A 24338-nucleotide genomic window follows, 5' to 3' on the forward strand; every position below is an offset into this window, starting at 1 on the left:
TTTACATTCAATAGCGAAAGAAACATAATGGTTGCTTTAGGCCCGTTATTTTTGGGTTCAAGAAGCTTTGAAAGGTATTTCTTCATTCAAATTGTTTGTCGATTAAACAGATTCATAAATCCTTTCTTTTTTTGTGGTATGTTTATCGGTCCTCGCAGTTTATCAACTTTTTTGCTTCCTGTGAATAGAAGATTGTTAAACATATCATTTTGTGGTTAGGTTCATAAGTCAAGCGTAGAAATAAGAATTATTTACAATAACAAGAATAGGCCATACTAATATTTTGGAGCATCTTGCTACATTCGTTAAACATTTTGGTTGACAAACCTTCTTTATTATTAAAAACTGCCGTAACATCGGAATAACCAAAATCTTTTTGAATAGAAATAAAAGGGTGAAGCGCCAACTTATTTGCTGTTAGTTCAGAAAGTTTAACGTCTGCTAGCACGTCATCGTTGTAAGGTGAGTCTAAAACTTTTTGGAAAAAAGAACGGTATAGTATTATAAACTGTGTACATCTTGCAATATCCACCCAAAACCTGTTTTCAGCAACCATTACCGCATTATTAAATATAGCTATACCTCCGTTTAAATAATCGGTTCTTTGGCTGTGGGCTTCCAAAACATTTTTCAAGAAATAATCTCTGTTGTAATACGGTGTGAATTGATGATCATCTTCACAGATAACAATTACATCATCATCATTATCGATAGCCATTCTGACTATTTTCCTGATACTTTGCCAAAGACCAACAGCACCTATTTCGTGTCGGCATGCCTCAACAAACGTTATATCAAATTCAGTCCGTCCCTCAAACTGTCCTTTGATATGAGCCAACCGATCTGTACGTTCAGGTAAATTGAGGATATAGGTTGGGATAGCTACCGGCTCTTCCAGAATGACTGGATCCCAAATACTTTGATGTTCTCTGTAAAAGGTACGGATATTGTTCAGGTTATTCAATAGTTGTTTGGAATTTAAATAGGCCTGAACTATGTTGCTTTGCTTCCCATTGTCATCTTCGAAATCATATTGAATATCCTCTTGTATGGAAATAAGGGGATTAATTATAAATTTACTTTCAGATATTGAGGATAGCAATTCGTGAACTGATTGAGCTCTACCTAATTCCGCACCTAAAATCTTTTCATAGCTCCGCTGAAAGATTACCATGAAATGTATTCCTAAAAATTTTTCAACCCAATAGAGGTTTTCAGATACTTGAAACGGTGACCTAAACCGCGTCAACCCTCCTAACAAATAATCTGCGTTCTTTTTATCGGCCTCGCTAATGATGGAAAGAAAGTTGTCATATGAAAAGTCGTTAGTAAAATAATGGGACGTATTGCACAACAAGAAAAATTGGCGTTCTTCCTGTTGTGCAGAGAGAACAGCGCTTTTGATAGCTTGTAACAAATCTATCTCTGGTCCTCTTCCTCCCTCAGCATTAACAAGTTTTAAAGAAAATACTGAGTATTTAGCAAATCGTTCCACAAGCCCAACATATTCTCCATCGGCATTCTCACTATTAAAGGCATACACGGAAATTTTATCAAACTTAATAGATTTACTATTTAATGTCATTGTTCAAATACAAACAGAATTCTTAAACGTTAAAACTATGTGGAAAAAGGCTATCTCCTGACTCAGAGACAGCCAATTTTTCCTTTAATTTAGAAAGATTTAATTTGGGTCATTTGTTCGTGGATACCCAAAAGCTGATTTGTTTTGGGATCCGATCTTTATAAAGGGGTGCTAAACGCAGGTACCTTGGCTACACACACAACCCGTTGCACAGTTCCCATCAACTTTACATGTTCCTCCGCAACTGCTACCGCTACCGGTGGTTCCGCTTCCGCTTCCGCCTCCGCCCATAACTGCCTTCAATTGCTCTCTGGTAAGAACTTCTGAACTTTCTACGTTCAATTTTTTCAATGTTAACTTTTTCATTTTTTAGTTTTTGTTAAAATGTTAATAGATAAATGCTCTCGTACAAAGCCCGTGAGATAGTATTGGCTTTGGGTTTTCAGTAATAAAGGTGCACACTCTACTACTTCATCCCTTTTTCTTTGCGCAAAGCTCTTTATTGGCTAATGGGCCAAAATATTTTTTAGATCCTGAATGGAGTAAAATTCCGGCAGTTGATAACCATTGATGAAAAAAGTTGGAGTGAAAGCAATTTCCATTTTGTTACTCCATTCATGCATAGCCTGCAATCTTGTTCCTTGTTTTTGCAATTCGCCATTCATGAGGTACTTTTTAGCAAAAGTCTCGTAATCCTTTTTGGGGTTATTGTACCAATCATCCATTGCTTGCTGAATTAATTGGGCATCCTGTTTTTCATTTAATGCCAACAGATGTTTTACAGGTTGAGATCTTCTATCATTTTCATCCTCAGATGCCGTAAATATTATCTGCACTTGAACATCCTCATTTAAATGTATGAGTTCATCTATTATTGGATGTGCACTAGCGCAGGGCCCACAGTAAGGATTACAAACTTTTATAATTTTCATTTTAGCATTTGGATTGCCTAATACTATCCCTAATCCAGTTGGGTCATGAGTAATGGCTTTTTGTTTGTGCAACAAAGCTTCAAATAGTTGAGGATTGTACTTTAAACGCTTGAATTCGAGCTGAGTTCGCTTATAGTTTTTTGCCTTTACTATATATGACTTCAAGGTAAACCATGCGGCTGCAGTACCTAAAAACGAAAAAACAATGGCTGCAACATTGGACCAATTAAGCAATGCCGCTTCGAAAAAAAGAAATCTGCCACCTGATGCAATTATAAATTCCAATGCCAGTAAAGCTTGCACTCCAAGGCACAACCTGCACCATTGTTTGGCAATTTTCCCCTGATAATAAAGTGAGTAAACTATATAAGGCAGTGCCAATAAATTAAACCATGCTAAAGATGAAAGCATGCTCTTGTTAAGATTGCTTAATGCCAATACAACAACTCCTCCTGTAAAATAGATAAATCCGAGATCACTCCAGGTAATCTCGCCCCATGCTTTAGCCGCTTTAGATTGCAGAATTGCATTACAGTTTGTTTTGCTTCCACCTGTACATATTTTTTGCAATAAGGGATTGTTTTTATCGAATTCATACCATAGCAAAAGTGAAGTAATTAATACTCCAACAAGTTTTGTGGTGAATAAGAGCGCCGGAAATAGGGCATTGGCTCCGGTAGTATAAAAGGAATTAATTACCAAGCCAAAACTGTAAACAGTAAGAAGTATTAAGAGGAGAGCTGGAGCAATGGATTTTACCAATTGGCTTTTATAAGCGCTTTTATAATCTTTTTCGCCTGCCTGTTCCAAAGGTTCAGCCAATAATACGATGCCTGTCGATTTTTTATTAAACTCATCAAAAGGTATGGTTTTCCATTTAGCTGATGCAGGATCTTGCCAAGTTATTTTGCCTTCATCCAGTTTGTTTACTACCGCAAAATAATTATGACGATCTCCTTTTACTTGGGTCATAAAAGGAAGCGGGAGTTCCTGCATTTTTTCGGGAGCAACCTTTATCGCCAGCGTTTCAATTTTCCAGCTTGTTAAAGCATCGGTAACGCTCAATAGACTGGGATAGTTAGGATGTTCCTGTAAGGTTTTTTCTAAAGTTATACCCGTCACCTTTACTTTTAATAATTGCAGCAGACTATCAGTAGCGGTTACACAATTCTCTCTCGATCCGGTAAAATTTTTAATGACTGAAAGCATATATGTTATACTTTGTAATAATGTTCGTTTAATGTGGTTGCGAAGGTAAAATCACTCAGTCCAATATTTTCGGACTGAAATCAAAAGTGAAAAAAAAAGTTCCCAGCCCTCCTTTGTAGTGCCTTAACTCTTCTTTTTCAACTTCATTATCAAACAGGGTATTAACCAGCTTACCATTCCTTGCATAATAATAGCTGTTACGGCTTTTGCAATAGGAAATTGGAAACCCCAGTTCTTTCATCTCCCGTAAGTATTCATTAAGCATACTACGGCTCATATTTAGCTTCAGAGCAAATTCTTCCTGATTACCGGTTGCCTTTCTTCTAATTAATGAATCAATTGATTGCAGTTTTTTAAAATATTTTATGATTGCCATTGGGATAGATTACTGTTTTCTTGGTTATCGGTTTCTTATTATTTATTTGGGATTTGTAGGGTTTGTGCCCGGTTTATTCAATAATTTGTTAATGGTGAATAGCAATTTATTAATGAGCCTGATTTTCTTAGTAATGATTTCAGCACTACCTGCCATACCGTTTTTAAAGTTTAAGTCGATGTTATTACCTGTTTTTAAACCAGTAGTTAATTTAACTGTGGCCTGATATAGCCCTTCTTTATTGGGTGTTTTTGAAATGAATGCAATACGACCCTTTAATTTTCCATATTCTTCATAAGGATAACTGGCCAAACTGATTAATACATCCTGGCCAATTTGAATCTTCCCAAAGTTGTCTTGAGCCAGTTGCAGTTCGCCATAATACCCGGCATTTTTGGGAGTGATATAAAAAATCTCCTGTCCTGTTTTCACATCCTGGTTTTCATGTAGTACAGTAGGAAATGTTACGCTGCCGGCTATTGAAGCAATTAATAAGTATTGTTTCTTCCAGGCATCAGTGCTGCTTATCAGGGTGTTAAGGGCTTGAAGGAAGTTGCTTTTTTGATCGGTAAATTGTTGATCTAGTGCTAGAATTTCTTGCTGCTTGGCTACAATGCTCGTATTATTATTAATCAGGGAAGTTCGCAGATTTTCAAGTGGTAAACGCTTATTTAAATATTTACTTTGCTCTTGCTTATATTCAAGCAAGGGTATTACTTTTTCATTAAACAATTGCTCTTTAACTGAAAAGTCCTTTGAAGCGATTTCATAGTCGCTGTTTAGCACATTTTGTTGTGCTAACAGGCTTTTGCGTAGTTCATGCAGACTATTTAATTCTTTTTGCAATAAAAATTTCTTCTGCACGTAAGTTCCATTATGCAAATACGACTTTAATTGGATAAATGCGGCGCTAAATGTTTGGTAGGCAGATTGCAACTCTCCTAACTGCTTATATTGAGCGGGATCATGCTCAATTAGTTTTTCCCATTTATTAATACGAATCACATTTCTTCACTATATATTTCGTGTAGTTCTTCGCGTTGTAGTGTTTGTGGCATATTCTAGTTGTCCGTTGTCCGTTGTCAGTTGTTAGTTTAAAATAGGTGTACATTAAGGGAGGAGCCAGTTATTGGTCTTTGTGCCTTTGTCTTTGTTCTCTGTTAATTTCCCAATTCCAACTGGTTTTTCACCAATTTATAATAATCACCACCTGCAGAAGTAAGTTCTTCATGTGACCCTATTTCGGTAATCATCCCTTTATCGAGCACAATGATTTGATCGGCATTTTTAACGGTACTTAGCCGGTGGGCAACCACAACAACTGTTCTTCCCTTAAAAAACTCATCCATATTTTCCATAATTGCTTTTTCATTATTGGCATCCAAAGCATTGGTTGCTTCATCAAAAAAGAGGAATTCAGGATCTTTGTATACAGCGCGGGCAATTAATATCCGTTGTCGTTGCCCTTGACTAATACCGTTTCCTTCAGCTCCTATTTTTGTATTGTAACCCAATGGAAGTGCTTCGATAAACTCCTGAATATTGGCAACTTTAACTGCATGCATCAAACGTTTCATATTGAGGTGCTCCTCTCCAACCGCAATATTATTGGCTATTGTATCTGAAAAAATATAACCATCCTGCATCACCACACCACAGTTTCTTCGCCAGTGACGGTGGCTGATATTGCTTAATCGAGCTTCTCCAACTTTTATCTCACCGCTTTCGGGGTTATAAAACTTTAATAAGAGCTTTAACAGGGTGGTTTTACCACTACCACTCATACCCACAATAGCCGTTGTTTTCCCTTCTGGTATGTACATGTTAATATCCTTCAGCACATATTCATTATCATATCCCGGATATTTATAGCTAAGATTTTTTATTACAATGCTTTTGTTTTCAGGCAGTACAGTAAGCAAAGGCTTGTCAACAGGTTCTTCATCCTGCATTTGATGTATTTCGTTTATCCGTTCCAAACTGATCTTGGCATCTTGCATGGATTGAATAAACTGAATAAACTGTTGCACAGGCGCATTTAATTGCCCAATGATATATTGTACCGCCAACATTCCTCCAAGGGTCAAATGACCATTTACAACAGCCTGAGCCGATAAAAATGTAATGAGTATATTTTTTGATTGATTAATAAAGAAAGCTCCGCCTTGTTGAAGCTGATTGATGCTTAATGATCTTACATTCAATTTAAATAGCTTTGCTTGTATCCGCTCCCACTCCCAACGTTTCAAAGTCTCACAATTGTTCATCTTTATTTCCTGCATGCCCTGTACTAATTGTATAGTCGTACTTTGATTCCTCGCTGAAATTTCAAAGCGTTTGAAATCTAAATTCCTTCGGGCCCGTAGGAAAAGAAAACCCCAAGAGAAATAGAAAATACTACCAAGCAAGAAAATCAAGAATATATTCACATCATAGGCAACCATTAAAAAGGTGAAAATGACAAAATTGAATATTGAAAAAATGATGTTGATGGTGGATCCTGTTAAGAAAGATTCTATCCTGCTATGATCACCCAATCGTTGCATAATATCACCGATCATTTTGGTATCAAAATAAGAAAGCGGCAATCTCATTAGTTTGATCAAAAAATCCGATAGTAATGCAAGATTTATCCGAGTACTTATATGCAATAATATCCAGCTACGCACAAAATCTACTAATGTAGAACCCACAAACATCATTAACTGCCCTGCCAAAATCAGATAGATGAACTGCATGTCTTTGGTGGCAATGCCAACATCTACTACAGCTTGCGTTAAAAAGGGTAATATCAACTGAAGTATTGTGCCTGCTAACAGGCCCAGCATTAATTGTCCAAACAGTTTTCTGTATTTTAAAAAGTACCCGGATATACTTTTAAAATTTAAACTTTGCGACAGCTCTTCATGCTCTTCATTAAAACGGTTAGTTGGCTCCATTAATAAGACAATACCTAAATCATCTTTAGAAGTGCCTTGCCATCCTTGCAAAAACTCCTGCTTGGTGTACTGCATTAACCCTTTAGCCGGATCGCTTACAAATACTTTGTTTCCTTTGATTTTATAAACGACTATGAAATGGTTTTGCTTCCAATGCACAATGCAGGGCAAGGTTGCTTCACTAAGCAATTGCTTATAGTTGATTTTTACTGCAATGGTTCTAAAACCTATTTGCTCTGATGCTTCACTGATACCAAGTAAGGAAACTCCTTCGCGGTTAATACAACATTTTTCTCTTAAATACTGCAGGGGATAATTTCGTCCGTAATATTTTGCAATGATCCGGATGCAAGTAGGACCACAGTCCATTGCATCCAAAAAAGTTACAAACTAATCAAACGGACTTAACACGCATTTTGACCAAATCAGCTTTATTTTCAATTGCAACCGGTTGTGTAATTCTCAATTAATTAGATGCAGCAACGGGAGCTCCCTCATTTTTCTTCCCTACCACAACCGTTTGCCCGAGTAACACAACACTTTTACTGCTACGAAATCGTCTTTAATTCCCAAGAAAGCTCTCTTTCGGACTACGAAAACCCATTCGACTCCCACGAAAGCCTTTTCGTAGGACGAATAGGCCTTTTACCAGTACGAAAAGTGCTTTTACCAATACGAATAGTACTTTTACTAAATACGAAAAGCACTTCGACCAAATATGAAAAGTACTTTTACTAATATGAAAAGTACTTTTACTAAATACGAAAAGTACTTTTACCAATACGAATAGTGCTTCGACCAAATACAAAAAGTACTTTTACCAAAACGAATAGAGCTTCGACCAGCTCATGCTCAAAACCTTCCAGGTTTTGGAAACCTGGAAGGTTTAGTGCAAAAAACTGAATTTCAACCTCATGTGAATCAAATCGCACAACGCGTTAAGGTTAATCTTCTTTTATCTCCATCCCTTTTATCACTGCCCCATTCATGGTTTGGCGTAGCCCCAGCGTTATTACATTCTTTTGGTTGTTCCCATAACGCAACCAGCATTCAGGCAAATAAAATTCACGTTGCGGACCAACCTCATAATGCCGGCCAATATTGTGTCCATTCAAATAAATGTAACCATTGCCCGAAGCATTAATAAGTAGTCGCCAGGTGGTTGCTGGATCTGCATTTTTAGGCAATTCAAACTCGGTTCTATACCATGTAAATAGAGCCTCCTGTTTACCTTTTGGCTGAATATTATTTCCTTTTCGAGGAATTGTTATCGTAGTATCTAATTCTGTTTCCTTCCATGAACGGTCATTAAAATTAGAGGCGATAAAGCCATGCTCAATTCCCGACAAGTCAGTTGCTACCTGCCATTGAAGCATTTTTTGAATTACTGAAGAAGTATCAGTCAAACCGGCTTTACGAATGCCGCATAATTCTTCCATAGGATAATAACCATGCTCATGCCCAATGTTTTCGTAAACGACTATAATTTCGTTCTCTCCATTTTTTAACAAACCTGCAACATCAAAAACATTATCGTATTCTTTGTCTTTAATTTGTGCAAAAGATTTGTCAACATTTCTGTAGGCAGCTGCTGCATAATTATCACTAGGATATAAACGTTTTGCAACCTTGCCGTTTACCTGTACATTCAAAATATCCCTTGAAAAGGTATTGAACAATAGTTTAACAAAATTTGAAGCTTCCTTTTCTGTTAATAAATCCTTTGAACGATATAATGTATACCGGCTATCGTTCACACCTAATTCGGGAAGGGAAACTAAAGGCTTTAGAGGTTCCCAACTAGCCTTAAAATCTTCATTATAAACCCGGGCTTTTGCTATCCGTATACTATTTTTTGGCTGTTGAACTGCCGCTTTCTTCTTTAAATCCTCTGACAAACTCCACCACACCCCTTCTTTGACTGTAGCTTTAGGAGGGATGATCAATACTTTCGTCCCCAACGAATCCAATTCATATTGCACTTCGAATGCCGATTCGGAAGCCAATGCGTTTTTCTTTGTTGGATCAATTGATATTAAAACTTTCTCTTCGTTTTGGTTTACGTTATAGATTGGCTCACCCTGAGTACCGCCCGCAGCCGGATTAACAATGGCTGTGCCCGCAATGCGCTTTTTCGCAGAACTATTGTGAAGGAATACAAACTTCGTCCCGTCTTCTGCAATACGCATACCTCCTGTTAATTCATTAGGTGATTTTTCAAATACACAAACACCTCCCTTGGAGTGGATGAGTTGTTGCTGATACTTTTTAATGAAAGCTCCCAGGTTTTTAGCCGCAAAATATTTCTGTGAAAGTGCACCATTTTCTCTGATGGCTGCATTATAATCATAGCTTGTTGTTTGTCCTCTGGCTCCCCAACCTTCAAAATGAGTACCTCCATAAAACATATAACCATTCAATCCTGTAGCCCCGCCCAAAATTGACATCATACCGATTGCATAGAAATGACGATAGTCTGACTCGCTATCTTCACTTAATTTTCCTCCAACGGTAGAAAACCAGCCGCCTTGCAATTCGGTAACAAAGCCCGGAGCATTTGGCTGCTTATGCTTTAAGTCTTCCATTCTCTTAGCACAACCAATAGCGTCATTCAATCCCACATAATAATTATCGCTATCAAAAACATCTGATAAGACGCTATCTTTACTTGCCCTACATTCAGCTGTTAAACAAGTAAACATCGGAACATTAACTCCAGCCTTTTTTACAGCTTGATATAAGGATTGCAAAAACGCTACTTTACCATTCGTTTCATGGTGGTTGTATTCGTTTTCAATTTGAACCAGGATAATTCCTTTTTCCCCCTTAGGCTTTTGAGTAATTTGTTCATCGGCAATAAATTTGCAAACAGCTTTATACCAATGCAAACTCCATTTTACATGTTCAGGATCATTGCTTCTAAGCCAGAAATCTTCCACGTTGGGACGAAATTTAGCTAACCATCTTGGATAGCCCCCACCAGCCCATTCAGCACAAATGAACGGCCCGGGGCGGACAATGGTATAAAACCCAAATTCATCCTGGGCCATACGCAGCCACTCTTTTACATCCGAAAAGTCTAGCTGAGACTCATCATCAATATCCTTCGGCATATTGCGTTCGTGCCAGTTCCATGGAATATAGGTTTCAACGGTATTAAAGCCGGCTGCCTTTATCTTTTGAAACCTGTCTCGCCATAATTCTTTGGGACAACGAAAATAATGAAATGCAGCACTGTACACAAAGGTTTCTTTCCCATCTATATTTAAGCAATTGCCATTGTACGACACCTTTTGATTATTAACCAAATGGTTCTCTCCCTTAAAATGAAACCAATTGAAATCGGCATTACCCCCAACTCCTTCTTTTTGGGTACTAAAATTAAATAAAGCGAATCGGTTGGCGGTCCAGTCTAAACCTAGTCCCATGGCAAGTTGATTTCCGAATGGGATAAACTTTTTCCCATCTATGCTATATGAAAATGTGGCTTTAAAACCAATATGGGTTGCGTTTGCTTTGATCCAGATTTTGCTTGCAGAAAAATTATTAATGCTATCGATTACCTTACCATTATTAACCATCAGCAGGCAATTACCTTTATCTTCTTTGCGTACAGCGATGTAAGCGTAAGGAGACTGAAAAATTCCAAAACCGGCGATATTACCTTTTTCCAATCCTTTAACATCCATCTCCACAACCCCTTCAGAAACCGGCCCCTGCACACGTTGTGTAAGCGTATTGCGAGCCATGGTTAACTCATTTGCAAAAGAGGCCTGCAAACGCATATGTCCTTTTCGTTCTGTTAATGACCATTTTTTATTATCAGGATTATGATTCCACTGCCATTGCAAACCAAGCACGGAGGTATTGAACTCATCAGAAGTAGCCGGAACTGTGGCCGGATAGACTTTACCAACATTAGGCTTTTTATGAGTTTGTACCCCTTTCCCATTCACGCCCAACATTGGCCATCCACCCACCCAGGTAACAGGTTCCAAATTAGGGGTTCGGCCTATGGCTCCACGATCCTGCATAATAATAAACCACCAGGAACCATCTTTTAGTTGTACCATTCCACCCTGGTGCAGTCCATTGCCCGGATAAGTATGGTCGTCATTAATAACTACCTTCGATTCATAAGGACCATAAATATTATCTGATCGCAAACAAACCTGCCTTCCTTTTGTACCTCCGGTAGTACCCAAAATATAATACTTCCCTTTGATTTTGTATAAATGGGACCCTTCCAAATAAGGGTAATCACGATTATTATAAATTTCCCTTTGCGGCGTTTTCACCGATAAGGCATCGGCATTTAATTCCGTTATATACAGTTTTTGTTGACCATGAGCCACGTACACTTTTCCATCATCATCAAAAAACAACCCCGGATCATATAAGTATTCCGGCAAAATCGCTCTTTTCCAAGGTCCTTTGATGTCTTTGGCAGTACAAATGGAGAAATTTCCTTTTTCTTTATCCCAATTGGGGGTGCAAAATCCTACATAAAACATTCCGTTGTGATGTCTGATGGTTGCAGCCCATGAACCCCGCAGGTACATATTGCCCCCTTGAAGATTATAGCGAGGATCTTCATCGTACTTGTCGACAGCATAACCAGCCATTTCCCAGTTTACCAAATCCCTTGATTTTAGTATGGGGCAACCAGGCACATAGTGCATACTGGTTGAAACAAAGTAAAATTCATCACCGACCCGTATAAAATCCGGGTCGGGCCAATCGCCCCATAGTAAAGGGTTTTTATACGTACCATTTCCATTATCTGCTGCCCATACTTTTTGGGGTAATGACTGTGCCAAAAGGCTTAATGGTAACGTAAGAAAGATAATTTGAAGTAAAAGAAATAGCCGTTTTTTCATGATAAGCTTTTAAAACAGAATGGTAAATCATAGAGAGACTCCATGTTGTCATTTTGCTATTGAATTAAAAAGCAAAAGAAATAAAATTGAAATCATATACAATGAATGAGCATTCACTAAACTAGTGAATACAAGCTTTAAGAGACTTGACAACCGATTGCGTAATTTTAAATAGTTTACAAACATCTTAAAGACTAATGGCTTATTTTGCTGTTTTCCCATAAAAGCAAGCAAGCAGCCTTGATAAGGCTGCTTGCAAAACTTAGTTTATAGAAACCATTATCCTTTAGTAATTTTGATTCTGCTTGAGCACACCTTGAGAAATATCAATTGCCGCCTGTGGAATTGGAAGTAAGTAATTTTTCGGAGCAAAAATGCGTTGCTCCACCAACCGGTTTGTTCCAGTCAAGGCAACAGAACCGTCAGGATTCACAACTCCTTCTCTTACCCCATAAACAGGGTTACCGATTTTCTCTAGTTGATTCCAACGTTTCAAATCGAACCATCGGAATCCTTCCATTGCAAGTTCCACTCTTCGCTCTCTTCTGATAAGCTCTCTTAGTTTAACCTGGTTGCTATAAACCGTTCTGTCCACCGCAGGCATGCCAGCTCGTTGTCTTATGGCATCAATAGCATTATAAACGCTTGCATCAATCTGGTTCTGCTCAATTTTTGCTTCTGCATACGTTAGCAACACCTCTGCATAACGAATTAGAATGGCATTGGTTCCCCAGTTCCAAACTCCATCTCCTTCTGCAGTCGGATCCATGTACTTACGCAGGTTATAACCAGTTTCTGAAGCATTGTCGCTGTTATTATAATAATCTGCTCCGTCTTTATCTAACGAATTAAACAAGCTACCTCTCCAATCAGCGCCAGGATAAAGAATGGTTGCTTTCATTCGAGGATCTCTGTTTACATAAGGATTTTGCGGGTTATACAATGGCGAGAGCTCGGCAACTTTTCCATCTGTACACTCATATTCATCTACCAAACTTTGAGTTGGTTCTATCGACGACCAGCCACCTTCACTGTTAGGTAAATGAGCACCCATATCCCACATCGTATTGTCTTGTCCATCTACCTTATATTGACGATCAAAGATGACCTCACTGTTTCCCTTATTAGCCATCCAGAACATTGCCTCATAATTTGGGAACAAGCTAAAGCCCATATTCATTACCTGACTGGCCGAATTAGCTGCATCAGCAAACTTACCCTCATACAGTTCAATACGTGCCTTTAAAGCCAGAACAGCTACTTTTGACACCCTGCCACTTGATGAGGCCTTATTAGGAAGTGAATTTGCAATAGCTCCTAACTCATCTAAAATAAATTTTACAACCTCTGCCTTAGGCGTTTTAGGAATATTGGACTCTTGGAGAGCAAGTGGCTTAGTCATTAAAGGCACATCGCCAAAAAACTGAACTTTGTAGAAATAATCCATAGCTCTAATGAAACGAGCTTCTGCCTTCATCGCTTCTTTCTTTGCAGGATCTGCGAATGGCACCTTTTCTATACCAACTAAGAACTCATTACAGGATCTAATACCTTTAAAATCGAAAAAATTATTTTGATCCACGTAGCCAGCATCCATGGTACCATTACCAATCTTTTGGAAACCATCCCAAACAAACTGTGAGTAAGCGTTATCGGCCATACCGTCCATATATAACACTTCCCAAAAACCGAATAAACCTTTTCGATAACAGGCATTCAATGCCATTTGCACATCCTTCTCATTTTTCCAAAAGGTTTGATCCGAAAGTTCGTCTAAAGGAGCTTTGTCCAAAAAATCTTTATTACAGGCTGTAAAACTTAATGCAATTGAAAGTGCTCCAGCCAATACATATATTTTTTTCATTTGATTGTCTCTTCTAATTAAAATTTAACATCTAATCCTAATGTGTACACTTTTACCTGCGGATAATTTGCACCGCGGCTTACCTCTGGTAATTCCGGATCGTATCCATCAGGGTACTTAGTAATGGTGAATAAGTTTTGTCCGCTTAAGTATAATTTAAAGCTGGAAATTCTCATCTTTTCTGTAAGCGACTTAGGAAAGCTGTACCCTAATTGTAGATTCTTGAGACGTACGTATGATGCATCTCTTACCCAAAATGATGAAACCTGCTCATTATGTTTTTGAGTGGCTAATACTCTTGGAAATTCTGCATTCGGATTCTCAGGTGTCCAGCGTCCCAATTGATATTCAAGTGGTTTACGATCACTGAATCCACCGATTGCCTCATTGTTTAACAGGCCTTTATGACCAGCAGCGCCTTGCATAAATACACTTAGATCGAAGCCCTTATAGCTAGCGCCCAGGTTTAATCCATAGATGTATTTGGGAATGCTATTGCCAATCATAACACGATCTTGTGCATTAATTACATTGTCGCCGTTCTGATCTTTATATATCAAATCCCCTGGTTTTGTCACTGAACTTTGAGTAGCATGTTCTGCAACCTCGGCTTGTGTTTTGAAAATACCTTCTACTTCATACCCGTAAAACGATCTATAAGGTACTCCTACACGAGCAATTTGAGCATTGCCTGAATAAAAAATATCGCCTTTCCCTTTTAGGTCTGTTACCTCATTATTAACAATTGTAAAATTGGCTGAAGCGTTATAGGCAACTTGTCCTATCCTATTATTGTGACTTAATTCAAATTCAAATCCCTTATTTGCCATAGCCCCTGCATTACGAGCCGGAGCAGCCAATCCGTAAGTAACCGGAGCAGGGAAGTCAAGAAGAATATCTTTTGTTTCTCTGCTGAAGTAATCTGCAGTCAATGAAAGTTTATCGTTAAAGAAAGATGCATCAAGACCTAAATCAGTGTTAATTGAGGTTTCCCAAACCAAATCAGGATTTACTCCTTTCGTTACCATGGCACCTGAAGCTACTGCATCATCGAAAGTATAGTCCACATCTTTCCCTAGTGTAATTGTTGCTACAGTAGGGTAATATAGTTGACCGCCACTGGAATTAGTTACTAACTGATTACCCAATTTTCCCCATGAAGCTCTCAATTTCAGATTAGATAACCAGTTTACCGATTTAAGAAACTCTTCTTCTGAAATTCTCCAACCAGCCGAAAATGAGGGGAACAAGCCATACTGATTTCCTTTGGCAAATCGTGAAGACCCATCATACCTGGCATTCGCTTCAAACATATACCGGTTATTATAAGTATAACCTAAGCGACCAAAGAATGATTGCAACGCCCATTCATAGGCTGACCCGGTAGCTTCCTGTCCGTCTGTTGAGCCAGGATTTAACTCCGTTAATTCATTGTTAGGAAAACCCTTTCTATACCCTTGAGACCAATCATTTCTATATGATTCACGAGAGAAACCGGCCAATCCTTTAACATCGTGCTTACCAAAACTATGGTTAAAGTTTAATAAAGCTTGTGCAGTGATGTTTAGGGAATTGGCATTATAATCTCTTTGTGAATTTGGCCCTTGATACTTGGTAGGATTGCCAGTATTTGGATCATAGAATTGAATATCTTTAATGAAACGGCTACCCATATCAGCAAACGATCTTATACCTAACATCCCTGTAGCAGTCAGACCCTTAAGAATCGTTAATTCACCATGAATATTTCCGAAAGCATCGTTATAGTTAGATACATTGGTTGCGTTCAAATCCATCCAGGCAATCGGGTTACCATCCTGGCCATAGCCGTATTGGCCATTTGAATATTTATATGGTATAGTTGGTGATAATTTAATTACCTGTCTGAAAATTTGGTCCATATCCCCTGTATAAGGATTGGTTGGCTCGGTAATATTCTTGCGGTTAATATTTAAGTCTACCCCCACCTTTAACCGATCATAAACCTGACTTTCAATATTTGTTTTAAGGTTATAGCGTTTTGAAAAAGAGTTTTTTATTAAACCTTTTTGGTCAAAATAACCCAAAGAAATTGAATAAGTAGTTTTCTCAGACCCTCCAGATAACCCTAAATAATGATTCTGCTGATAACCTTTTTCTGTAAAGAATAATCCCAACCAGTCAGTGTTTGGGTATTTATCAGGATCAACACCTGATGCAAATTTTGCAATTTCTTCATCAGTGTATCTTTTAGTTTTTCCTTCATTATCTAATGCCTCGTTGTATAAGCGGGCATAATCTGCTGAATTAAGGAAATGTGGTAAACGAGTAGGATCTTGCCAGCCTGAATATGCACTGTACGTCAATTGTGCCGGAGTATTATTCTTTCCTTTCTTAGTTGTAATTAAGATTACACCATTTGCCGCACGTGAGCCATAAATTGCTGCCGAGGCAGCATCTTTTAACACTGAAACACTTTCAATGTCATTCGGATCAAGGGTATTCATATCACCTTGTAATCCATCAATAAGTACTAATGGACTAGAATCGTTTAATGTTCCGATACCTCTAATACGAATAGTTCCACCGTCTTTTCCGGGCTGGCCTGAGCGCTGCAATACTGTAACACCGGCCATTTTTCCCTGAATAGCTGTAGAGATATTGGTAACCGGTCGGTTTGCAAAATCCTTTGCTGAAACCGTAGCAATTGCCCCGGTTAAGTTTACTTTCTTTTGTTGTCCGTAACCTACCACAACTACTTCGTCCAAAGCACTCATAGAAGGCTCAAGCATTACATTAATGGTAGTTTGGGTGCCAACAGTAATCTCCTTAGGTTTGAAACCAATCATCGAGAACACCAGCATATCCCCCTTCTCTACCTTAATTGAGTAAGTTCCATCAACACTTGTACTGGTTGCTGTCGTACGATTCTTAACGCTAACAGTTACGCCAGGCAATGGACCAGTTGCATCTGAAACAGTTCCTTTTATTGTAATTTGATCAACAGTTGATGTAGTAATGACAGTTAAATTATTGTTGTGTTTTTCAACTGCCTTGAAAATTACAATGCCATTTTCTCCTTCTTTGTAATGAAAGCTTGTTCCGTTTAAAATTGAATTTAAAACATTGTTAAGCGGTTCATTTATAAACTCTAAATTTTTCGACTGAACTTTACGAAGCTCATTATGATTATAGTTAAATGACACCTTTGAAAGCTCACTTAGGCGCTTGAATGCATTTTCAAGTGTCTCTCCTCCTTTGAAACCAATCGTCACTTTAACCTGCTGGATATCCAGAATGCGGGCCTTTGCCCAAGCATTTAATGACACAGCAGAAAGCATGGCAAGCATTCCTAGCTGCGCCATTCGCCGTTTTAACATTTTTTGTAAATTTTGCTTCATTGTATTGGAATTATAAAGTGTCTTATTATTTGCATGATTTACCAGTAATAAATACCTGATTGCCTTTTATTGAGTAGGTTATGCCTTGAATTTCTTTAAGCGTTTCCAAAACCTTTGATAAGGTTTGTGTTTTAGTAAAATGAATACTATTTTGACAGTTGCTGAAAACTTTCGAATCGTAATTCATTTCCACATTAAATCTGTTAGCAATAGCCAGCATTATTTCATCAAAATAGGCCTCTGTTAAAATGAAATCGCCCTTCTTCCATGCTGTTGTTTTTACGGCCTTAACAGTTTTATTTATTGCGGAGTGATCTGCTTTGCTAAACACCAATTGCTTATCAGGAGTGAGCACTCCCAGAGTTTTCGCTTGCTCATTAACCTGCACCTTTCCTCTTTCAACAGTTACCGTAATAGTTGGCAATGCAGCGTATGACTTAACATTAAATGCTGTACCTAAAACACGGGTGCTAACATTGGACGTGTGAACAATAAATGGTTTTGATGGATCATGAGTAACATCGAAGAAGGCTTCACCTTCTTCTAAATAAATATCCCTTGTACTTGCAAATTTTGATGGGTACTTCAGTTTACTGCCTGCATTTAAAATGATTTTACTACCATCAGGCAGCATAAATTCCATTACTTTTCCTTGTGGAGCATTTAGGGTAATGAATGTTAATGAGTCATTCTTTAACCAATAAAGTTTATAGGAGATCAAAGCTGTCGAGATCAACACTATTAAGACTGCGGCAATCTTATAAGTAGTGGATGTCAATAATCTTCTTATTAATCCAGGAGAGGCCTGTTGATTAGAAATACTTTGGTATAACCGTTGTTGAATTTCATCTTTTACCTGCAATCTATCCTCTTCACTATCAAACGACAATGGATATTCTGAAACATTAAATTCTTTATAAAAATCTTTCTTCGACGTCATTTATCTTGCGAAATATGACGTAAAGACGATGAAGTAATTACTAAGTACTACTGTTATTTTTATTTTTTAGAAAAAAATAGTGGCCAGACTCTGGGAAACCTTTTCGCGAAGCCGCTTCAAAGCTTTACTAATCTGATTTTTAACGGTTTGGTTGGAGAGGGATAAACGGTTAGCAATTTCGTCAATCGACAGATTTTCTTCTCGGCTCAATTGATAGATTTCTCTCATTTTTTCCGGAAGCTGGTCTATTTCAAAACGAATAATGCCATTCAACTCATTGTAACAAACTTCCTCATAGGTACCATTACAAGCACCTGGCTGCATTTGAACAATTTCATTATCCTTCTTTGTTCTTCTGGTTACAGACCGTTGCTTGTCAATTATTTTGTTTTTGAGGGCGGTGAATAGAAATCCTGAGAAAGATTTATAAATGTATAATGATGTGCGGGTATTCCACAATTGTAAAAACAGGTCGTGAACTATATCTTTTGCATCTTCTCTGTCATTTAACTTTTTACAAGCAATATCAAAGAGAACTTCCCAATAACGATTATAGAGCTCATTTAAAGCCTCCATGTTGTTATTTTGCAACATGCTTAGCAACTCTATATCGTCAAATAATTCCAACTTATTTCAATTGAATAAAAACCAAAAGAACTAAAATTGGAATTATATACAATGAATGAGTATTCACTAAACTAGCGAAAAAGCGCTTGAAGAGACAAAGCAATCGATTGCGTAATTTTAAATTAAAGCAATTCAAAATTACAAAAAAGATGGAATTAACTCCAAATTACAATCAAGATCACATCAAAGGTGACTAAAACTTAACCTTTTATAATGTGACAATAACTAGGATTACATCAGCCTATTTACAAAACGGTCTAAAATAATCCCCTAAAGCTTTGGTAGTTAGAATTAAACATCTATCTTTGCAATCCCAAATTTTGGGAAAAGAGTATTAAATCATTATTAATCAATTAATTATTCACAAGTGAATACGTTAAGTTACAAAACTGTCTCTGCAAACAGTAAAACTGTTAAAAAGGAGTGGGTCGTAATTGACGCCAACGCAGAGATCCTGGGGCGCTTGTCATCGAAGATCGCAATGATCATCCGTGGTAAACACAAGCCTGACTTTACCCCGCACGTAGACTGTGGAGATAACGTAATTGTTATCAACGCAGACAAGGTTAAATTGACTGGTAACAAATGGACTGAAAAACAGTACGTACGTTACACTGGTTATCCAGGTGGTCAGCGCTTTATCTCCCCAAGAGATTTAATGGCTAAACACCCTACTGCAGTTATCGAAAAAGCAGTACGCGGTATGCTTCCTAAAAACAAATTAGGAAACGCGTTAATTAAGAACTTGTATGTATATGCCGGCAACGAGCATCCGCATGCAGCTCAAAGTCCTAAAACCATTAAATAATTCCAAGGAGAATGGCAACTACAAACACCTCAGGTAGAAGAAAAACCGCTGTTGCGCGTATCTACTTAAAAGAAGGTAGTGGTAACATTACCGTAAATGACAAAGACTACAAAGTATACTTCCCTACTTTACCATTACAATACATCGTTAACCAAGCTATCGAGACTTCGAATCAAGCTGGTAAATTTGATGTTTTAGTAAATGTTAAAGGCGGTGGTATTACCGGTCAGGCAGAAGCAACTCGTTTAGCCATTGCTAAAGCGTTAGTAGAGTTAGATCCTGAAGTTAAACCAGCATTACGTGCTAAAGGGTTGATGACCCGTGACTCACGTATGGTTGAGCGTAAGAAACCAGGACGCAGAAAAGCTCGTCGTAGATTCCAGTTTAGTAAACGTTAATATTTTTGGAGGAACACTAACATGGCAAGAACTTCTTATAACGAATTGTTGGATGCAGGTGTCCACTTTGGTCACCTTACCCGCAAGTGGAATCCAAAAATGGCTCCATACATTTTCATGGAGAAAAACGGTATCCACATTATCGATTTGAACAAAACGTTGGTTAAAGTTGAAGAAGCTGCTTCAGCAATTAAGCAAATCGTTAAATCAGGTCGCAAAGTATTATTTGTAGCTACAAAAAAACAAGCAAAAGATATCGTAGCTGCACAAGCTCAAGGCGTAAACATGCCTTTCGTAACCGAGCGTTGGTTAGGTGGCATGTTAACTAACTTCACTACAGTACGTAAGTCGATTAAAAAGATGACTAACATCGATAAATTGACCAAAGACGGTACTTACGACAATTTGTCGAAAAAAGAGAAGTTAATGATCAGCCGCGACCGCGTGAAATTAGAAAGAGTTTTAGGTGGTATTGCTGACCTAAACCGTCTTCCTGCGGCATTGTTCTTAATTGACGTTAAGAAAGAGCACATCGCTGTTTCTGAAGCGTTGAAATTGAACATCCCTACTTTCGCGATGGTAGATACTAACTCTGACCCTACTAATATCGACTTCCCTATCCCTGCGAATGACGATGCAACTAAATCAATTTCATTGATTACAGGCATTATCTGCAAGGCTATCGAAGAGGGTTTAGAAGAGCGTAAACGCGAAAAAGAAGAAGAATCAGACAAAGAAGCAATTGCTGCTGCTAAAGCTGAAAAAGCTGAAGGCGCTGCTCCAAAAGCTAAAAAAGCTGAGAAAAGCGAAGAGGCAGAATCTGCTGAGTAATATTCTTTGAATTAACGTTGCGGGTTACGAGTTACGAGTTATTATCAACACGCAACACGTAACCCGTAACTGTTTTAAAAAATCTAAAATTTAGAAATAAAAATATGTCAACTGTACAAATTAGCGCAGCAGATGTAAACAAATTACGTTTACAAACAGGCGCAGGTATGATGGATTGTAAAAAAGCATTAACTGAAACTAACGGTGACTTTGAAGCAGCCATCGACTTGTTACGTAAAAAAGGTCAGAAAGTTTCTGCTGCTCGTTCAGGCAATACTACTGCTGAAGGTATCGTTTTAGTAAACTTATCTGCTGATGGTACTAACGGTAAATTAATTGCTTTAGCTTGTGAAACTGAGCCGGTTTCTAAAGTAGAAGACTTCCGCAATTTAGGACAAGCTATTTTAGATGCAGCTGTAGCTAACAATCCTGCTACTACTGAAGAGTTGGAGCAAATTAAATTAGCTGATGGCCGTACTGTTGCTGAAACCATTACCGAATTAACTGGTAAAATTGGAGAGAAAATCGTTATCTCTAGCTACGAAAACGTATCAGGTGAAGCTGTTACTTCATATATCCACTCAAACGGTAAAATGGGTGTATTAGTTGTATTTGCAGGTGCAGCAGGTACTGATATTACTGAAGCAGGTAAAGACGTTGCAATGCAAATTGCTGCTATGAGCCCTATCGCAGTTGATAAAGACGGTGTTGATGCTTCTACCATTGAGCGCGAATTAGAAATTGCTAAAGATCAAATCCGTGCTGAAGGTAAACCTGAAGAAATGGTAGAGAAAATTGCTCAAGGTAAATTGAACAAATTTTACAAAGAGTCTACTTTATTGAACCAAGAGTTCGTTAAGGATAGCTCTAAAACCATCGCTCAGATGTTAGACGGTGTTAAAAAAGGTTTAACTGTAACCGCATTCAAACGCGTTGTTATTGGTTAATTAACTTTTTAACTAAATATAAAACGGTTGTTTCTGATAAGGAAGCAGCCGTTTTTTGTATCGGACGCTTGTAAATTACAAACTGTAAAATATTATCTTTTTATCACCTAAATGCGTCATCCTCACCTATCATTAAAACAATTTTTCTATTTTTGCGCAGTTTTTATCATATCCAATGAACTATAAAAGAATTCTACTTAAACTTAGCGGAGAGTCTCTAATGGGAAACAAGCCATTCGGCATTGACCCTGAGCGTGTTAATCAGTATGCAAAAGATATTAAAGAGGTAGCCGATAAGGGCGTAGAAATTGCCATAGTTATTGGCGGTGGCAATATTCATCGTGGGCTGGATGCTGAAAAAGGTGGCATGGACCGTGTGCAGGCTGATTACATGGGTATGCTGGCCACTGTGATTAACAGTATGGCGTTACAGGATGCTTTGGAGAAAACTGGGATAAAAACACGTTTGCTTTCAGCAATTAAAATGGAGCAAATTTGTGAACCATTTATCCGTCGCAGAGCCGTTCGTCACTTGGAAAAAGGCCGTGTAGTAATTTTTGGAGCAGGTACAGGTAACCCTTACTTTACCACCGATACAGCCGCTTCATTACGTGCCATTGAAATTGAAGCCGATGTGGTATTAAAAGGAACTCGTGTGGATGGTATTTATACTGCCGATCCAGAGAAAGACCCAAGTGCAATTCGTTATGACAAAATTACTTTCAGCGAAGTGTATGAAAAGAATCTGAACGTGATGGACATGACTGCCTTTACACTTTGCCAGGAAAATAAATTACCAATAATTGTGTTTGACATGAATAAGCCTGGTAATTTCATGAAAATTGCAGTAGGTGAGCCTATCGGAACCTTGGTAGAAGGATAATTCGTATATTTCTAAGAACAGAAAGAGGTGACATGAATTTGATGGCTCTTTTATCAGGGGTAATCATAAATCGCATTTCATCAATCATATATTTAAATAAATAATTTATGAACGACTTAATAAAAAAACAGTTGGACGATGCTAAGGAGCATATGGAGAAAACTGTTGTACACACTGATGGTGAATTATTAAAAATCCGTGCTGGCAAAGCAATGCCTTCTATGATTGATGGCGTTCATGTTGACTATTACGGCAGTCTGGTACCTGTTAGTCAGGTGGCAAGCGTAAACACTCCTGATGCTCGTACAATTGTAATTCAACCTTGGGAAAAAACCATGATCACTCCAATTGAGAAAGCCATCATGGAAGCAAACCTTGGCTTTAACCCACAAAATGACGGTATAGTGGTTCGTATTAACGTTCCACCATTAACTGAAGAGCGTCGTAAAGACCTTGTTAAAAAAGTTAAAGCTGAAGCTGAAAATGGAAAAGTTACTGTTCGTAATATCCGTAAAGACGCTAACGAAAAAATTAAAAAGCTTTCTAAAGAAGGTGTTTCTGAAGACGAAATCAAAGGCGGAGAAGCTGAAGTTCAGAAATTGACTGACAGCTATATCGCCAAAATTGACAAGATAGTTGAAGCGAAAGAAAAAGATATCTTAACTGTTTAATTCAGTTTTCAACGCATAAAATAGAAAAGGATTCCGAAAAAGGAATCCTTTTCTATTTTATAACACTTTGGTCTGCAAATGCTAAAACCTGTAAATACTAATAATCTATTGACTAACTGGGGCAATCAGTAAAAAGTACAACAAAAGGCAGTTTATTGTCAAAGGATAGCTTGGATTAATTCTCCACTTTTGCATTGTTAAAAAACAAGATCGAATGGAGCTAATCGGATACATAGGCGCAATTTTAATGGGACTTACCCTTGGTTTGATTGGAGGAGGAGGATCCATTTTAACCGTTCCAATTTTGGTGTATTTGTTTCATATTGATACAGTTCAGGCAACTGCTTATTCGCTTTTTATTGTAGGATTGACAAGCTTGGTTGGCTCTGTAAGTCATTTCAAACAAAATAACATTGATTGGCGCAGTGTTTTAATGTTCGGCATACCATCGGTATTCTCTGTATTTATCACACGTACATATTTAGTAAAACTGATCCCAGAAATTGTTCTCAGTTTTGGATCAATCTCTATAAATAAATCCCTCTTCTTATTACTAATCTTTGCTCTTGTGATGCTTTTTGCGGCTTATTCAATGATAAAAAAGCCCAAATATGCTGAACAGGAAAAAGTGCAACAAAATCCGAACAATACGTTGCTTATTGCACAAGGGTTATTTGTAGGAGAAGTAACGGGCTTGGTAGGTGCAGGAGGTGGTTTTTTAATTATTCCTGCATTAGTAATTATGGCAAACCTTCCCATAAAAAAAGCAATTGGAACGTCATTGGTAATTATTGTACTTAACTCATTGATCGGCTTTATGAGTAATCATGTAGGCATTCAGGCTTCCGACTGGGGATTCATGTTAAAGTTCTTCGGAATAGCCTCGATTGGAATTTTGATTGGAGGAGCATTGTCAAAAAAAATAAGCAGTGAGAAATTAAAGCCTGCCTTTGGGTGGTTTGTGCTAATAATGGGGTCGTTCATTATCATCAAGGAACTTTTAATTAAATGAGAACTAAAAAGAGTGTATTTCTATTCCTTCTTGCAAACATAGTTTTTTGGCTAACA

19 protein-coding genes are annotated in these 24338 nt (G+C 37.9%); 7 read left to right on the plus strand and 12 right to left on the minus strand.

What is annotated here, in order from left to right; translation table 11 throughout:
- Nucleotides 1–247: 247 nt before the first annotated feature.
- The 12 genes from L2B55_RS18550 to L2B55_RS18605 form a co-directional block, all read right to left on the minus strand.
- Nucleotides 248–1585: a glycosyltransferase family 25 protein gene (locus L2B55_RS18550; protein ID WP_237847911.1), complete on the minus strand. Its 1338-nt coding sequence runs from the start codon at nt 1583–1585 to the stop codon at nt 248–250.
- Between the two features lie 171 nt (nt 1586–1756).
- On the minus strand, nt 1757–1951 hold the full coding sequence (locus L2B55_RS18555; RefSeq protein ID WP_237847913.1) for a hypothetical protein: 195 nt from the start codon (nt 1949–1951) through the stop codon (nt 1757–1759).
- A 140-nt stretch (nt 1952–2091) separates the two neighbouring features.
- Nucleotides 2092–3726, minus strand: coding sequence for a vitamin K epoxide reductase family protein (locus L2B55_RS18560; protein WP_237847915.1), 1635 nt, complete (start codon nt 3724–3726; stop codon nt 2092–2094).
- A gap of 55 nt (nt 3727–3781) precedes the next feature.
- Nucleotides 3782–4102 (minus strand): hypothetical protein, encoded by a 321-nt coding sequence (locus tag L2B55_RS18565; RefSeq protein ID WP_237847904.1) that lies wholly within the window; start codon nt 4100–4102, stop codon nt 3782–3784.
- Between the two features lie 42 nt (nt 4103–4144).
- Nucleotides 4145–5107, minus strand: a complete 963-nt coding sequence (locus L2B55_RS18570; RefSeq protein ID WP_237847917.1) for a beta-barrel domain-containing protein — start codon at nt 5105–5107, stop codon at nt 4145–4147.
- A gap of 155 nt (nt 5108–5262) precedes the next feature.
- Nucleotides 5263–7410 (minus strand): peptidase domain-containing ABC transporter, encoded by a 2148-nt coding sequence (locus L2B55_RS18575; protein WP_237847919.1) that lies wholly within the window; start codon nt 7408–7410, stop codon nt 5263–5265.
- Nucleotides 7411–7796: 386 nt separating this feature from the next.
- Complete coding sequence (locus tag L2B55_RS18580; RefSeq protein WP_237847921.1) at nt 7797–7973, minus strand: hypothetical protein; 177 nt, start codon at nt 7971–7973, stop codon at nt 7797–7799.
- Nucleotides 7974–7985: 12 nt separating this feature from the next.
- Nucleotides 7986–11921, minus strand: coding sequence for a beta-galactosidase (locus L2B55_RS18585; RefSeq protein WP_237847923.1), 3936 nt, complete (start codon nt 11919–11921; stop codon nt 7986–7988).
- A gap of 286 nt (nt 11922–12207) precedes the next feature.
- The gene (locus L2B55_RS18590; RefSeq protein WP_237847925.1) at nt 12208–13785 is read right to left on the minus strand and encodes a RagB/SusD family nutrient uptake outer membrane protein; all 1578 of its coding nucleotides are present in this window, start codon (nt 13783–13785) and stop codon (nt 12208–12210) included.
- Nucleotides 13786–13802: 17 nt separating this feature from the next.
- Nucleotides 13803–17165: a TonB-dependent receptor gene (locus L2B55_RS18595; RefSeq protein WP_237847927.1), complete on the minus strand. Its 3363-nt coding sequence runs from the start codon at nt 17163–17165 to the stop codon at nt 13803–13805.
- Nucleotides 17166–17190: 25 nt separating this feature from the next.
- Complete coding sequence (locus L2B55_RS18600) at nt 17191–18105, minus strand: FecR family protein (protein ID WP_237847929.1); 915 nt, start codon at nt 18103–18105, stop codon at nt 17191–17193.
- 66 nt (nt 18106–18171) lie between these two features.
- Nucleotides 18172–18732 (minus strand): RNA polymerase sigma factor, encoded by a 561-nt coding sequence (locus L2B55_RS18605; protein WP_237847931.1) that lies wholly within the window; start codon nt 18730–18732, stop codon nt 18172–18174.
- A gap of 367 nt (nt 18733–19099) precedes the next feature.
- Here L2B55_RS18605 and rplM point away from each other — a divergent pair, with 367 nt between their 5' ends.
- From rplM to L2B55_RS18640, 7 genes are all read left to right on the plus strand, one after another.
- A complete protein-coding gene (rplM, locus tag L2B55_RS18610; protein ID WP_237847933.1) occupies nt 19100–19540 on the plus strand; it encodes a 50S ribosomal protein L13 in 441 nt (146 codons plus the stop codon).
- An 11-nt stretch (nt 19541–19551) separates the two neighbouring features.
- Entirely contained in the window at nt 19552–19938 is a 387-nt protein-coding gene (rpsI, locus tag L2B55_RS18615) for a 30S ribosomal protein S9 (protein WP_237847935.1), read from the plus strand.
- Between the two features lie 21 nt (nt 19939–19959).
- On the plus strand, nt 19960–20769 hold the full coding sequence (rpsB, locus tag L2B55_RS18620) for a 30S ribosomal protein S2 (protein WP_237847937.1): 810 nt from the start codon (nt 19960–19962) through the stop codon (nt 20767–20769).
- A 104-nt stretch (nt 20770–20873) separates the two neighbouring features.
- On the plus strand, nt 20874–21716 hold the full coding sequence (tsf, locus tag L2B55_RS18625; protein ID WP_237847939.1) for a translation elongation factor Ts: 843 nt from the start codon (nt 20874–20876) through the stop codon (nt 21714–21716).
- A 175-nt stretch (nt 21717–21891) separates the two neighbouring features.
- A complete protein-coding gene (gene pyrH, locus L2B55_RS18630) occupies nt 21892–22599 on the plus strand; it encodes a UMP kinase (RefSeq protein WP_237847941.1) in 708 nt (235 codons plus the stop codon).
- A 107-nt stretch (nt 22600–22706) separates the two neighbouring features.
- Nucleotides 22707–23270, plus strand: coding sequence for a ribosome recycling factor (frr, locus tag L2B55_RS18635; protein WP_237847943.1), 564 nt, complete (start codon nt 22707–22709; stop codon nt 23268–23270).
- A gap of 214 nt (nt 23271–23484) precedes the next feature.
- Nucleotides 23485–24282, plus strand: a complete 798-nt coding sequence (locus tag L2B55_RS18640) for a sulfite exporter TauE/SafE family protein (RefSeq protein ID WP_237847945.1) — start codon at nt 23485–23487, stop codon at nt 24280–24282.
- Nucleotides 24283–24338 lie beyond the last annotated feature (56 nt).

This window comes from Solitalea lacus (genome assembly GCF_022014595.1).
Classification (GTDB): Bacteria; Bacteroidota; Bacteroidia; order Sphingobacteriales; family Sphingobacteriaceae; genus Solitalea; species Solitalea lacus.